The sequence below is a fragment of the Luminiphilus sp. nBUS_07 genome (genome assembly GCF_051201685.1).
In the GTDB taxonomy this organism is placed as follows: Bacteria; Pseudomonadota; Gammaproteobacteria; order Pseudomonadales; family Halieaceae; genus Luminiphilus.
Genome location: NZ_CP179213.1, coordinates 2,102,898 through 2,116,812, shown reverse-complemented (window position 1 = coordinate 2,116,812; position 13,915 = coordinate 2,102,898). Strand labels below are relative to the sequence as shown.

The window sequence follows — 13,915 nt, the reverse complement described above, 5'->3', positions numbered from 1 at the left end:
TATGAATGAGCATAATCAGCCCTCAACTCCCGCACATTATGTGCTGCATTATTATCCATCGCCAAATTCGCTCAAGGTCATCATCTTGCTGCAGGAACTTGGGCTTGATTGGGAGGGACGTTATGTTGACCTTGCTACTGGCGAGCAGCTTACGCCGACGTTTGCCGTCTTGAACCCAAATCGAAAAGTACCGGTGTTGGAGTCCAGCAACGGTGATGTCGTGTTTGAGTCGGGGGCTATCCTAGAGTTTTTAGCCCAGCGGCACGGTGCCTTTATGGGCGCAAATGAAGCGGAGCGTTGGCAGTGCAAGCAGTGGCTGTATTGGCAAATGTCTGCTCTTGGACCTATTGGAGGGCAAGCGCACCATTTCAACAAATTTGCGCCTGAAAAAGTGCCTTATGCCATTCGTCGCTATACCGATGAGAGTAACCGTCTTTACGGCGTATTAAATGAGCGGCTGTCGCAGGTGCCCTGGCTGGGGGGTAGTTACTCGATTGCCGATATGGCGGTTTGGCCTTGGCTGGTGCACGCTGATTGGCAGGGGCAGAGTGTGAGCGACTTTCCCGCATTGGCCGCTTGGTATGACGCGATGCAGCTGCGTGCCGCCGTGGCAGCGGCCTGGGCGTCGTATCCAACCCGTGAAATCGCTGCAGAAGACTATGGGATTTTGCTTAACCAAAGGGCAGACGTTTTAAAACCCAGTTGAAAATTATAAGGAGAGTTTATGCTAGGCCCCATCCTTCATCATTATGATGCCTCGCCTTTTTCGCAAAAAGCTCAAAAAATACTCGGTATCAAGCAGTTAACATGGCATTCGGTAGAAATGCCGATGACAGCTCCAAAGCCTGAGCTTGAGGCGATCACTGGGGGGTATAGAGGCACTCCGGTTTTACAGTTGGGGAGTGATGTCTTTATCGATACCGTCGCCATCGCCGATGCCCTAGATCATTTTTATCCGAAGACGGCAGCACTAGCCGCGGGCGCGAAGTTATTCAGCGATGCCATGGGATTGTGGGCCGATAGTCTGTTTGACCCGGTGCTTGGTTCGGCAGTTGCGCTTTATGCTGCTGACTGGGATGAGCATTTTTATAACGACAGGGCAGCGGTGTTTCCGCATCTTGATTTTACGGCGTTGCCAGACACTCGTGAACTCATGGCCGCCCGTATCATCCAGTTGGCGCGACAGCTGGATACCCAGCTAATCGATGGTCGAAGTTTTCTGACTGGTGATGAGTGCACCTTGGCAGATGTTCACTGTTGGGGGATATTCTGGTTTGTTCGCAACGGGTTACCTCACGTTGCCAGCGAGCTGCTTACGCTTGAGGCTTTGAGTGATTGGGCTGATCGAGTGGAAGGCTTGGATTCGGGAGAGCGACTGGCCTCAGATTATGATGTGGCGCGGGCGGCCCTGCTTCAGCCAGCTGCGGATCTGACACTTTTTCCAGGTGCTCTAGAACGCAGTAGTCGCCTCAATAGCTGGTGGGATACTCCGGTAAAGGTCTGTGCTGTGGGTGCAGACCGAGGCTGTGTCGAAGGGATTCTTGTGGGGCAGGGAGATCGCTTTACTTCACTTAGAGTCGAAGGGTCTGATTTACCGGTTCGGCATGTGCACTTTCCACGGCAAGGCTACGACATACATCGACCCTAAGAGAGAGGATAGCTCGCGATGAACAAATTATTGGAGTTAAAGGATGGCAGCCCGCGTGTGGCATTGGTTACCGGTGGTGCTGGCGGGATAGGTTCTGCCACCGCTAAAGCTTTGGCGATGCATGGCGCAAAAGTCATGGTAACTGATGTTAATGAGGCGGCCTTGAGTAGCATTGTGGAGACGATCCATGGAGACGGTGGCTTAGCGATGGCGTCTTGTTTAGATGTGGGTGACCCCGATAGCTGGCAGCAAGTGAGGGAGCAGGTGCTCGATACTTGGGGACCGCTGTCAGTGCTGGTCAACAATGCAGGCATTGATGTCGTAAAGAGCGTTGCCGATACCACGCTGGCTGAATGGGACCGTTTATTCCGGGTAAATAGCACCGGTATGTTCCTCGGCACACAATGTTTCCTGGATGACCTCCATGCCGCTGGGCAAACCTCTGGTGTCCGCAGTTCTATCGTAAATATGTCGTCGATTTGCGGCAACGTAGGGGTAGCCTTTCAGAGTGCTTACTCCGCAACCAAGGGCGCGGTGCGCATGTTTACAAAAGCGGCGGCAGTCGAGTTTGGCGCGTTAGATTTGCAACTTCGTATCAATTCAATCCATCCGGGGACAGTAGACACGGCTTTTGCGGCACAGTGTTTAACCGAACTTGGTGAGGCGGGATTTGCTCCAAGCCCTGCTGAGGCCAGAGCCGCCATTCGAGCGGCCCACCCGATTGGTGATATGGCTCAGGGCGATGAAATTGCAGATGCCATTGTGTTTTTGGCGTCAGACCTTTCCCGATTTATGACGGGCTCTGAAATGTTGGTCGATGGTGGATACACCGCCCAGTAGTCGCAGGCAGAATTGAAATTCGCAGGCTTCTCTCTTGTGCAAAACTAAAGTGTTGAGGTATGCCAAAGAGTTCGTGCAGGCCAAGAACAGTTTGCCCCCATCGTAGCCTCCGCAGTTGCTGCAGAGGTACAACAATGGGTATCCGTTGCCATGGCATTTCTCCGCCTCGCACACTGGCACTGAGAAACTTAGCAGGCGTTCTCAAATTTTAAGATGAGCGGCGGCATATAGTTTTTCTACGGTGGGCATCGCACCCCGAACTCTGTCTCTTTTTTGTTGCATCCTTAGCTTTTTATTTAATAGATTTAGCATTGGGTATATTCTGTAAGCTATTGATCAATAATGTTTAAACTTTTTTTAGTAGCCTTTTTCCCTGATGCGTTTCACGGGTATTGCATCGCCCTGAGTCACTCTATAGTATCCTTGTTATGCACAAGCAAGTCGTGTAACCGCAATAAACGTCTTATTGCCCCTACAGCTAAACTGAAAAAAATAACTAGGAGCTCGGTATGGAATTTCCCAATTCACCTAAGCACATCAACATTGCAAGGCGCTCACTACTCGCAGCAGCTGTAGCGGCAACGGTCGCTAGCTCAGTCGCTGTAGCTCAAGAGGAGAGTAGTGCCGGAGCTGCGGCCCTTGAAGAAGTTGTAGTCACTGGTACCAAGCGAGATATCAGCCAGCAAGACCTGCCCATTGCTGTCAGTACCATTACTGCTGAGCAGCTCAGCAAAACCTTTCAAAACTCAGTTACCGAACTTGCCCAATTTGCACCCAACGTTACCCTGACGCCGCAAAATGGTTTCAACGCTATCGCTGGTGGCATGCGAGGTACTGGCTTCATTTCAATTTTGGTGACGAAAGATCCCTCGGTGGGCATTACCGTCGATGACTTTGCTTTTAACCACGTGCAGTCGCAGTTCATCGAAGTGTTCGACATTGAGCAGGTGGAAATTTTCCGTGGCCCTCAAGGCACGCTGTTTGGCAAAAATACGACGGCAGGTGCTATCGCATTTACCACAGTAAAGCCCGATGTCGGCGGCGAAGTTGCGGGTAATGTCGAAGTTAACTTTGGTCGCTACGCGAGCAATGACAGTGATCTCAATAAATTTAAATTCGCGCTCAATGTGCCGTTGACCGACACCTTGGCGGCACGCATTTCGGTCATTCGGGATTATTCCGATGGCTACTACTCCAACACCAAGCCCATGGGCGGCACCTTCACTTGTTTTGTTTGTAGTGATGGTCTCTTCCCAACCCCCGGCAACCCCAGCACGGCCGAAATCAAAAGTACCTATCCGACAACGGGCGATGGCTCAGATCTTGGCGGCAAAGATGTACTGGCAGGCAAGCTTAAGTTTCGCTGGGAGCCCTCAGATTGGTACGAGGCGGATTTGATTTTTGAATATCTGGACGACCAATCTGAAACCGTTGCGACGGCTAACGAGACTCCTGGAAATGAAGGTTACGTTTGGCCTTCGATTGGTTTTCCAGGGATCGAAGCCGCCGGCGTTGACAGCCCTTTTACAACGGGTCAGTCGTATACCCAGAACGCAATTATCAACATGAGTGGCGGTCACCAAGTTGAGGCATCAGGTATTTACCTAAATCAGGCATTCACTTTGGGTGACTATCAGTTGAAGTCGATTACGGGTATGCGAGATCAAGATGAGATCTTGGCGAGCACCTACACCGGCGAAGCCTACACCTCACTCTATGACGCCAGCCGTAATACCAAGCGAGAGCAATTCCAGCAGGAATTCCGTTTGGCCAGTCAGTTCGACGGCCCCTTTAACTGGGTCGGCGGCGTGGCTGCTTACCGCGATGATGTTGAGTTCATCGTATTCGGCAACTTGGGTTTCTTTGGTCCGTTAGCCGCGACCAATTTCTACGACAATCGTTACGAAGTTCAGGAGACTACGCAGGACCGTACCGCCTGGGCAGCCTATGTTGATGGGTCTTTTGATGTGACAGAGCAGCTGACCATCAGTGCCGGTGTGCGCTACACCGAAGACAAAAAAGACTTTCAGCGATTTAACTTAGGCACCGCAGATAACCCCGTGAGTAATATTATTGATCTTGATCAGTATCAGGGGCCCTACACCAACCCTCTGCCAGAGTCTGCTTTTGGCAACGTGCAGAAAAACTCGAAGACGTTTGACAAAGTGACCTACCGGTTGGTGGCGGATTATCGGTTTACCGATGAAATCATGGCCTACGCCAGTTTTGCGACGGGCTTTGTCGCCGGTGGTTTCTCGGAAACCTGCGGCTCTGCGTTTTCATGCTCGCCCTACGACAGTGAAGAAAACGAAAACTTCGAGGTGGGTTTGAAGTCCGACTTATTCGATGGAACGCTACGCCTGAATCTGGCTGCGTTTAATACCGAGTATGAAAACTTGCAGCGTGACACTGTGGTAACGATTCAGGACGCCGCAGGCAACACCTTCCAAGAGACGGTTTCGGTTAACGAGGGCACATCGACTGCCCGAGGTATTGAAGCTGAATTCCAGTGGGCCGTAACTGACAACTTCCGTCTCGATGGCATGATGGGCTACCTCGATCATGAATACGATGACTACCGACCGGGTATCAATCCAGCGGATCTCGGTTTGCCGGCGGGTGATGCGGTCAATCCAGATTTGTCGGGCCTGCGAGTGCCGTTTTCTCCCGAGTTGACCTACGCCTTGGGGGCAACCTTTTTTCAGGATCTCCGCAACGGTGCCACCCTTACGTATAACCTGAATATGCACTATCAGGACGATGCAGAAACCAGTCCGTTCCCCGCGAACTTCCAGGGCGCGGATGCCGGTGGTTCCCCCATTATTGTGCAGAAGGCCAATACGCAGATGGAGGAACGTACGCTGGTGAATGGCTACATTACCTACACGGGACCTAATGGTGGCGTTGAAGTTTCTGTTTACGGTAAAAACCTTGGCAATGAGACTTACCGCGTCGCTGCTAACCCTGTGGCAACCCTTTGGAACTTTACTCGCCACGGTGCGCCTCGTGAGTACGGTATTCAGATTGGCTATAACTTCTAAAATCCGAGTACAGTTGCAAGGGCCCGTGAGGGCCCTTTTTTTTCTTTTTAATTGTGATGAGGACTCGCCATGGATTACCACCTTGACGAACTGAGCCGTGCCTACCGGTTAATGAAGACCATTCGCGAGTTTGAGGAGCGAATACGATCTGAATATCAGCAGGGCAAGTTGCCGGGATTTATTCACATGTATCGCAACCAGGAGGCCATTGCTGTCGGCGCCTGTATCGACATGACGAATGATGACTACATCGCGAGTACGCACCGGGGTCATGGTCACTGTATTGCCAAGGGCTGTGAGCTTGAGGGAATGATGTTGGAGTTGGCGTGCAAGCAGGATGGCTTGTGTAACGGTAAAGGCGGCTCGATGCACATCGCTGACATGACAAAAGGCATGCTGGGTGCCAATGCGATTGTAGGGGGTGGGCCACCGATCGCAGCGGGTGCCGCACTGACAGCAAAAACACTGCAGACCGGTGGTGTTTCGATGGCGTTTATTGGTGATGGCGCGTCAGATCAAGGGACGGTGGCTGAGGCATTAAATCTGGCCGTTGTTTTGCAGTTACCCATGATTTTTATGTATGAAAACAATTTCTATGCGGAGTTCACCCGCAATCCAAAACCTGAAGGTCGTATTGCAGAGCGCGCCGGAGCGTTTGGTATGCCTTCCATTGTCGTTGATGGTTCCGATTTTTTTGCGGTGCACGCGGCTTGTCGTGAAGCGATTGAGCGCGGTCGCAATGGCGGCGGCCCCACGGCGATAGAAGCCGTGTCTGCTAGATATTATGGGCATTTCGAGGGAGACCCTCAGGCCTACCGCGATGACGCTGAGATGCGTGCTCAGCGTGAGGCGGGAGATCCTCTGCCACGCTTTTTGCAGGACTCTCGCACCGAAGGTTTGGATGCCAACGTCATTGCTGATATCGATCGGGAAATTTTTGCTGAACTTGATCGCACCGTAGAATTGGCCTTGGCTGCGGCTGACCCAACACTGGAGAAGCTCTACACCGATGTCTATGTCAAATATGAGGGGAGAGCGATGCAATGAAAATGTCGATTCGAGAAGCCATTAATTTGACGCTCCATGAGGAAATGGCTAGGGATAGTCGCGTGGTCGTTATGGGCGAGGATGTTGCCAGCGGTCAAGGCGGCGTTTATGGCGTTACGGCAGGTTTGCCTGAAAAATTTGGGGTCGCTAGAGTTATTGACACTCCCATCACCGAAAGTGCCATTGTTGGTGCTGCGGGTGGTGCTGCACTAACCGGATTGCGACCCGTAGCAGAGCTGATGTTTGTGGATTTTTTGGGCGTCTGCCTTGATCAGTTACTCAATCAAATTGCAAAATTTCGGTATATGTTTGGTGGGCAAGCGCGCACGCCGCTGGTGATAAGAACCATGATTGGCGCGGGCGAGGGCACCGGACCCCAGCACTCACAAATTTTGTATCCCATGCTCGCGGCAATACCGGGTATCAAAGTGGTCACACCTTCCAATGCTGCAGATGCGAAAGGATTGCTCGCTGAGGCCATTCGGCAGGATGATCCGGTGGTGTTTTGCGAGCACAAAGCACTTTACATGGATGAATGTGAGGTGCCTGAAGGGGATTATGTGATTCCCTTTGGTAAGGCCAGAACAGTCGTAGAGGGCACGGACATTACCTTGTGTGGTCTGTCACGCATGGCGGTGTTAGCGGAGCAGGCGGCAGCAGAGTTGGCGGCGGAGGGTATCAGTGCTGAGGTAATTGACCCGCGTACGCTGTCGCCGTTGGATGAGGAGTCTATTCTTGCTAGCGTGTCAAAGACCGGACGGTTGGTTGTGGTGGATGAATCTAATCCGCTGTGCAGCATGGCGAGCGAGATTTCCGGTATGGTGGCGGAGTTCGGGTTTGATTACCTCGATGCGCCTGTACAGCGTGTTACGGCACCCCATACCCCCGTTCCAGCAACCCCCTGCCTTGAGAAAGAATATGTTCCCAGCGTTGCTGACATTGTTCGTGCGGCAAAGAAGGCGTTGGCGTACTAAGCAAATAAAGCGTTGTTGTTAGAGGGGTACTGGTAATGAAAGTTTTGTGGACGTGGTTGATGGCCATGACGCTCTTTGGAATGGCTTCAGTAAGTCTTGCCGTTGGGGTTGTTGAAAATAACGCAGCTGCCGATACGTCGCTAAAAGAAGCGGCATCGGGCGCCAGCTTGTTTCAAACCAATTGCCTGCATTGTCACAACGGTTCGGTCCCTAAAGCGCCCCATGCGATCAGTTTCAACATGATGTCCACCACCAGTATTCTCTCCGCAATATCAGAGGGAGTCATGCGTCAGCAGGCGGCACATTTGTCTGAAGAAGAGCGTGTTCTGATCGCTCAGCATCTCAGCGAATCAGCAGAAACGGTCTCCATAGAGGTAAAGGCCTGCGACAAAGATTTCACGCCGGCTCTGGCCAATAATGATCCGAGTTGGAGTGGTTGGGGTGGGGGAATTAGAAATCAGCGTTTTCAAGATGCAGAGTCAGCAGGGCTTAGCCAAAGCACGGTAGATGATTTGGAGCTCAAGTGGGCCTTTGCCTATTCAGGAGCGACTCGGGCACGTTCACAACCCCTAGTACATGGCAACACGGTATTTGTGGGCTCTCAAAAGGGCACAGTCTATGCCTTGGATCTGACCAGCGGCTGTGCTCATTGGCAGTATGAAGCCGGGGCTGAGGTTCGTAATGGCATCACGGTAGCGAGGTTGGAAAACCAGCCCGACCCTGTCCTGTTTTTCGGTGATTTTGAAGCGCAGGTCCATGCAATTTCAGCGCGAACCGGCGCTGCTTTGTGGCGCGCGTCGGTGGCGACTCATGCTGACGCCACGATTACAGGGTCTGTTAAGTATCACGAAGAGCGACTCTATGTGCCCATATCTTCCTCTGAATGGGCAACAGCAGCCGACCCTGGCTATGCATGTTGCACGTTCCGCGGGAGCGTTGCGGCTCTGAATGCCAATGACGGCAGTTTATTTTGGAACAGTTTTGTTATTCCGACAGCGCCGGGCGAAACCGGCGAAATCAATCCGGCGGGAGCGAAGCGCATGGCACCTGCGGGTGCCCCAGTTTGGAATTCTCCAACAATTGATGCCGAGCGAGGGCTGCTCTACGTCGGTACCGGAGAGGGGTATACCTCTCCAGCTGTATCGACAAGTGATGCTGTTGTCGCGATGCGTTTAGATGATGGCGGTATCGTTTGGTCCCAACAACTTTTAGCAGGGGATGCCTGGAATATGGCCTGCTTTATCGGTGGCGGTGGTAATTGTCCGCAAGAGAATGGTCCGGATCTAGACATTGGCGCTGCGACAATTCTATGGCAGGGCGAAACGCGGGACTTGCTGTTTGTTGGGCAAAAAAGCGGTGATGTTTACGCCCTCGATCCGAATGCGGGAGGGCAAGCTGTTTGGCATAAAAAACTAGGTCGAGGGGGTTATGCTGGGGGCGTCCACTGGGGTATGACGGCAAATCAAGATGCGCTGTTTGTTCCTATCGCAGACACCCATTTCCCGGGCCTCCCCAACGACCCTGCCTTTCCGGGACTGCACGCTCTTGATCCTTTGACGGGTGCGGTTCGGTGGTACGCGCCAGCTCTGGATGAGTGCCCAGAAAATAAGAAGCCGGCTTGCGATCCTGGCTTGTCAGCAGCGGCAACAAGCTCGAATCAATTGATATTTGCAGGAGGGTTCGATGGTCTTTTGCGCGCCTATGACGCAGCTTCTGGTGAGGTGCTCTGGAAATACAATTCTCTGGGGGAGTTTGACACCGTATCGGGAGAGCTGGGTCGCGGTGGGTCGATCGAATCAGATGGCCCCGTTGTTGCTAATGGGCACTTACTGGTGAACTCGGGGTACCAGTTTGGCAGTCGTATGCCGGGCAACGTCTTGTTGGTGTTTGGCCTGAAGTCCACCGAAGTTGCTGAGGGGTTAGTGCGTGAGTAAGCAGTTTGAAGCAGTGACAATTCCAAAATGGGGTATTGAGATGACCCATGGGAGGATTGTCGATTGGCGCTATAGCGAGGGTGAGCAAATCGCCGCTGGAGCCGAGCTTGTAGATATCGAGACCGACAAAATAGTAAATAGTTTTGAGGCACGAGTGTCGGGATCTTTGGCGAAAATTCTTGTGCCTGAGGGCGAGGAGTTGCCAGTGGGCACCCTTATTGGGGTGCTGGCAATGACAGATTTTCAGCAGGCAGAGCTGGAAGCGTTTATCGCCACGCATAATTTGGTAGAGGCAAGGAACCCAGAGCCTGCCTCGAGGGTTGAGGCGCCTGCCCGGGAGGAAGTCACTGCCCCTGTGAAGATTAGTCCAGCACTGAAGCGCAAGCTTGAAAAGGCGGGGCTGTCTACTGGAGATGTGACTGGCACCGGGCCTAATGGACGTATTCTGAAAGAGGATGTTGATAGAGCCCTTGCACATACCGAAGCCGATTCAGTGAGTGGTGCCAAAACACTGTCTGCAACACAGGGCCGCATTGCCCAAGCCTTGGTGGGTGCGCAGAACTCGGTACCACTATTTCACATTCAACGGCGTCTCAACGTGGGGCCCGCTATCACAGCCTTAAAGCGCGAAAACCCCAATTTGAAGAGTGCGATAACGCTTCTGTTGCTTAATGGGCTACGCGCTGCGCTGGCGCGACATCCTGAGTTAAATGTTCAGTTTGAGGGCGACACAGTCCGTGCTGTCCCAACTTTCAATGTTGCCCTGGCCGTCTCGCGGGCTGATGGCGCGGTGTCTGCTCCAGTAGTTGGTGACGTGCCGGGGGAAGCCGTTACGCAGTTGGCGCAGCGGGTTGCCGAGATGGTGGACAGGGCTCGCCAAGGCAAGCTTACAGCTTCAGATCATTTGCCAGCAGCGATTACGATTAGCAATTTGGGGATGTACGATGTCGCGGCTTTTACGGCTATGGTGACGCCACCTCAGGTAATGGTGCTCTCTGTCGGCAGGGTTCAAATACAGCCCGTGTGGAACGACGACTCGCAGGCTTTTGAACCACAAGAGTGCCTCGATATTACGCTGGGATGTGATCATCGCTGGGTAAATGGTGCGCAAGGCGCTCAGTTTTTGAAGACGTTGGCCGATACTGTGCAGGTCGGATCGTCGCAGTAGTCACTGAGATATTACGAGGGTATCGATGAAAAAGAAGCCTGCTGCCAATGTCGCTTTAGTTTGCGCGTTGGCTTTTTTGTCGCACTTTGCGTTTAGCCAAAATGCTGATTGGCCACTGCCCGGTGGCCAGCCAGGCGGCGGCCATTTCAGCAGTGCGGCCACCATCACACCTGACAACGTGAAACAGTTGAAGGTAGCGTGGACGCACCGCTCTGGAGATTTTCGCAAAGGCACAAATTTTCGCGATGGATTAAAGGCCGAGGTTCCTTTGCAATCCTCTTGGCAGGCGACACCGATACTCGCCGGCGATAATCTTGTGATCTGCACGCCCTTTAATCGGATCATAGCGGTCAATGCGGCAACCGGTGAACAGCAGTGGAGTTATACCCCCGACATTAATTTAGCTGACTATGCTATGCCGCGCTGCAGAGGCGTGACGCAGTGGCAGCATCCAGAGCAAGCAGAAAATCAAACCTGTCACAGTATTATCGTTGCGCCGCTGATGAACGCGAAGGTCATCGGGCTAGATGCCTTTACGGGACAGCGCTGCCATTTTGGTGCTGTAGCTGAGATAAATTTACGTGAGGGTCTGCGCCCTCATGCCCCGGGGGACTACACACTCAATACACCCCCAGCGATTTTGGGTAGCCTTCTGATTACAGGTGCAGCTATTGCCGACAATATTTCAACGGATGTTCCCAGTGGTGTTGTGCGGGCCTACAGCTTGCTTAACGGACAGTTGATCTGGGATTGGGAGCCAGTTCCTCCGTCGGGTAGCAGCGATAACTCACAATTCGAGGCAGGTCGCCAGTCGGCTTCAGATGGCGCCATTACCAACATTGATGCTCAGCAGCCCTCAGAAGAACAGGGCGACCAATACCAGCCCGGCACCAGTAACGTTTGGTCTTTCATTTCTGTCGACGAGACGCTTAACCGGGTATACGTGCCCACAGGCAATACCTCTCCCGACTATTATGGAGGGCACAGAGAGGGCTCTGATTACTATTCCAGTTCGGTCGTCGCCCTCTCGGGTGATACGGGTGAAGTTGTTTGGCACTACCAGACCGTTCATCACGATATCTGGGATTTCGACGTACCGTCGCAGCCTACTTTGTTTGACGTGACGACTGATGGGGGCGTGATTCATGGCTTGGCGCAAACCACGAAACAAGGGTACGTTTTTCTGCTGGATCGTGTCACAGGGAAGCCCCTCTTCCCGGTCATTGAGCAGCCAGTCCCCCAGGGCACTGTGGCCGGAGATTACACAGCGGCCACTCAACCTATTCCTAGCAAACCGCGCTCCCTGCTGGATCTACCAGGTGATCAGGACGATGTATGGGGGCTGACCCTGTGGGACCGCAAGGCCTGCGCCAATGTGTTGGAAGGGCTGCGCTACGAGGGGCCGTTCACTCCAGCGTCTCTTGAGGGCTCTTTGCATATGCCCAGTGCATTCGGAGGACAAAATTGGGGTGGTCCCGGACTAGATCCCAATCGAAATATTCTTGTGGTTAACACTCAGCATGTTGGCACCATTGTGCAATTGTTGCCGAGAGAGGAATGCGGTCCTGAAGCCGACCCAGAGCCCGTTGCCCATGGACACTTTCTGGAGGAGCCTTCAGAGGGTACTCCCTACTGCAATCGACGCTGGCTGGGATTTGTCTCGCCCATGGGCGCCCCCTGCACACCGCCACCCTGGGGAACCCTCGCCGGCATTGATCTCGTCACGGGTGAGGTGCAGTGGCAAGTGCCTTTGGGCACGTCTCGCGATATGGCACCTTTTCCATTTTGGTATATCAAGGGTTCGCCAAACATTGGAGGTCCCGTAACGACCGCATCGGGCCTAACCTTTATCGCAGCGACTACTGATCGCTATTTGCGCGCCTTTGCTACCGAAACCGGCAGCGAACTCTGGAAGGGACGACTGCCAACAACGGCTCATGGGTTGCCGATCACTTATGAATTGTCGAACGGAGAGCAATATGTTGTTGTTGCCGCCGGAGGCCACGCCGCATTGGGAACGCCCCCGGGTGATCATCTAATCGCATTCTCACTACCCCCAAAAAGGAAATAAAGTGAATCAGAAGGGAATCAGTACCTCTGAAGACGGCGATATTCTCGCTGACACCACCGAGATGGACTGGCTCGATGTAGGCGGCGGCACGCACTTCAAAGTGCTGCGGCTGTGTGAGCAAACAGGTCAATGGGCGCTCTACGTGCATATGGCTCCTGGGGCACGCTTTCAAGCGCATCGTCATGAGGGCACGGGTCAGTTTTTTGTGACTAAAGGTGAGCTCATTTACGACGCTGGTCGAGCCAAACCCGGCACCTATGGTTTTGAACCTATTTTTGCCACACATGTTGACGCACACTGTGTCGAGGAAACCGAAATGTTGTTTCTGGGGGAGGGTGCTGTGACCTACTTTAAGGAAGATGGCAGCATTGACTATGTGTTCAACGCTCGCACGCTGGGCGAAGCCTTAGCCCAGCAAGCGAAAGGTTTATAGGGATACTGGTGTATCGGCTGAAAGCTTGACGGTTTCACCAAAAGGTTTTGCGAAGCCCTTTGGTAGATCTTCTGTCATGTCTAAGACGGCGGCCAAGCGCCCCATACCCACATAAAGAGCACAGTGCATAAGTAGCTCAATGACTTCTGCTTCCGTGAACTGCGCTTTTAGCTGTTCAAAAAAACCTTCGTCGATGGCCAGGTGTTGTGTCGCAAATCGATCACCGAGCTCGATAGCCAGTTGTTCTGGCTTTGAAAGGCTGTCTGGAATGTCGGGTTGTTCTAGGGCGCAAGCCGTGGCTTCGTCGAAACTGCCTTCTGCGGCTGAGTAACGAATGGCCATGCAGCTGCGGCATTGGTTGTGAAACGCAATGCGTAAACGCATCAGCTCAATGAGCCTTTCGGGCAAGGTTCTGTTGACTCCCAAGGCAGCTCCGAATTGAAGTGGTCCCATGGCGGCTTCGGGCGCATGAGCCAGCATTCGCGTAATCCCTAGCGCTATATCGCTGGCGGTATCAGCTTGAACGAAATCTCGGAGTTCTTGGGGCCATTCGTCAGTGGGTACAAAGCTTAATCTGCTCATTGTTTATCTCGATATCAGTTAGTGTTCAGATAAAAGCGGCGAGTACCTAAACCCGCCTCAAGGTCATTTTTCTTAGCGTCGTAGCCATGCGCGCAATCTGAACTCGAGGTTTTTCTCAGATAAACGCAGTACAGCTAACGGATCAACTTACCAATAATTTCGAGCCAGCGTTGGGAA

11 protein-coding genes are annotated in these 13,915 nt (G+C 52.9%); 10 read left to right on the top strand and 1 reads right to left on the bottom strand.

What is annotated here, in order from left to right; genetic code table 11:
• Window position 1 precedes the first annotated feature (1 nt).
• From ACMAZB_RS09405 to ACMAZB_RS09360, 10 genes are all read left to right on the top strand, one after another.
• Window positions 2-706, top strand: coding sequence for a glutathione S-transferase family protein (locus ACMAZB_RS09405; protein ID WP_435216714.1), 705 nt, complete (start codon window positions 2-4; stop codon window positions 704-706).
• 18 nt (window positions 707-724) lie between these two features.
• Complete coding sequence (locus tag ACMAZB_RS09400; protein ID WP_435216712.1) at window positions 725-1,648, top strand: glutathione S-transferase family protein; 924 nt, start codon at window positions 725-727, stop codon at window positions 1,646-1,648.
• 18 nt (window positions 1,649-1,666) lie between these two features.
• A complete protein-coding gene (locus ACMAZB_RS09395) occupies window positions 1,667-2,488 on the top strand; it encodes an SDR family NAD(P)-dependent oxidoreductase (RefSeq protein ID WP_435216710.1) in 822 nt (273 codons plus the stop codon).
• Between the two features lie 509 nt (window positions 2,489-2,997).
• Entirely contained in the window at window positions 2,998-5,529 is a 2,532-nt protein-coding gene (locus tag ACMAZB_RS09390; protein WP_435216709.1) for a TonB-dependent receptor, read from the top strand.
• Window positions 5,530-5,598: 69 nt separating this feature from the next.
• On the top strand, window positions 5,599-6,576 hold the full coding sequence (locus ACMAZB_RS09385) for a thiamine pyrophosphate-dependent dehydrogenase E1 component subunit alpha (RefSeq protein WP_435216707.1): 978 nt from the start codon (window positions 5,599-5,601) through the stop codon (window positions 6,574-6,576).
• The gene (locus ACMAZB_RS09380; protein WP_435211268.1) at window positions 6,573-7,550 is read left to right on the top strand and encodes an alpha-ketoacid dehydrogenase subunit beta; all 978 of its coding nucleotides are present in this window, start codon (window positions 6,573-6,575) and stop codon (window positions 7,548-7,550) included. Before ACMAZB_RS09385 ends, ACMAZB_RS09380 begins: the two co-directional genes overlap by 4 nt.
• A 35-nt stretch (window positions 7,551-7,585) precedes the next feature.
• A complete protein-coding gene (locus tag ACMAZB_RS09375) occupies window positions 7,586-9,484 on the top strand; it encodes a PQQ-binding-like beta-propeller repeat protein (protein WP_435216705.1) in 1,899 nt (632 codons plus the stop codon).
• Window positions 9,477-10,652, top strand: a complete 1,176-nt coding sequence (locus ACMAZB_RS09370) for a 2-oxo acid dehydrogenase subunit E2 (protein ID WP_435216704.1) — start codon at window positions 9,477-9,479, stop codon at window positions 10,650-10,652. Before ACMAZB_RS09375 ends, ACMAZB_RS09370 begins: the two co-directional genes overlap by 8 nt.
• 25 nt (window positions 10,653-10,677) lie before the next feature.
• Entirely contained in the window at window positions 10,678-12,723 is a 2,046-nt protein-coding gene (locus tag ACMAZB_RS09365) for a pyrroloquinoline quinone-dependent dehydrogenase (protein WP_435216702.1), read from the top strand.
• Between the two features lies 1 nt (window position 12,724).
• Window positions 12,725-13,156, top strand: coding sequence for a cupin domain-containing protein (locus tag ACMAZB_RS09360; RefSeq protein WP_435211261.1), 432 nt, complete (start codon window positions 12,725-12,727; stop codon window positions 13,154-13,156).
• On the opposite strand, the gene ACMAZB_RS09355 is transcribed toward ACMAZB_RS09360, so the two are convergent.
• On the bottom strand, window positions 13,151-13,738 hold the full coding sequence (locus tag ACMAZB_RS09355) for a carboxymuconolactone decarboxylase family protein (RefSeq protein ID WP_435216701.1): 588 nt from the start codon (window positions 13,736-13,738) through the stop codon (window positions 13,151-13,153). The genes ACMAZB_RS09360 and ACMAZB_RS09355 overlap by 6 nt on opposite strands.
• Between the last annotated feature and the right edge of the window lie 177 nt (window positions 13,739-13,915).

What these genes read in the sequence shown, in the direction of transcription:
- ACMAZB_RS09380 (WP_435211268.1), top strand. Translation starts at nt 6,573, where the DNA reads ATGAAAATGTCGATTCGAGAAGCCATTAATTTGACGCTCCATGAGGAA.
- ACMAZB_RS09355 (WP_435216701.1), bottom strand. Translation starts at nt 13,738, where the DNA reads ATGAGCAGATTAAGCTTTGTACCCACTGACGAATGGCCCCAAGAACTC.
- ACMAZB_RS09405 (WP_435216714.1), top strand. Translation starts at nt 2, where the DNA reads ATGAATGAGCATAATCAGCCCTCAACTCCCGCACATTATGTGCTGCAT.
- ACMAZB_RS09365 (WP_435216702.1), top strand. Translation starts at nt 10,678, where the DNA reads ATGAAAAAGAAGCCTGCTGCCAATGTCGCTTTAGTTTGCGCGTTGGCT.
- ACMAZB_RS09375 (WP_435216705.1), top strand. Translation starts at nt 7,586, where the DNA reads ATGAAAGTTTTGTGGACGTGGTTGATGGCCATGACGCTCTTTGGAATG.
- ACMAZB_RS09395 (WP_435216710.1), top strand. Translation starts at nt 1,667, where the DNA reads ATGAACAAATTATTGGAGTTAAAGGATGGCAGCCCGCGTGTGGCATTG.
- ACMAZB_RS09390 (WP_435216709.1), top strand. Translation starts at nt 2,998, where the DNA reads ATGGAATTTCCCAATTCACCTAAGCACATCAACATTGCAAGGCGCTCA.
- ACMAZB_RS09385 (WP_435216707.1), top strand. Translation starts at nt 5,599, where the DNA reads ATGGATTACCACCTTGACGAACTGAGCCGTGCCTACCGGTTAATGAAG.
- ACMAZB_RS09400 (WP_435216712.1), top strand. Translation starts at nt 725, where the DNA reads ATGCTAGGCCCCATCCTTCATCATTATGATGCCTCGCCTTTTTCGCAA.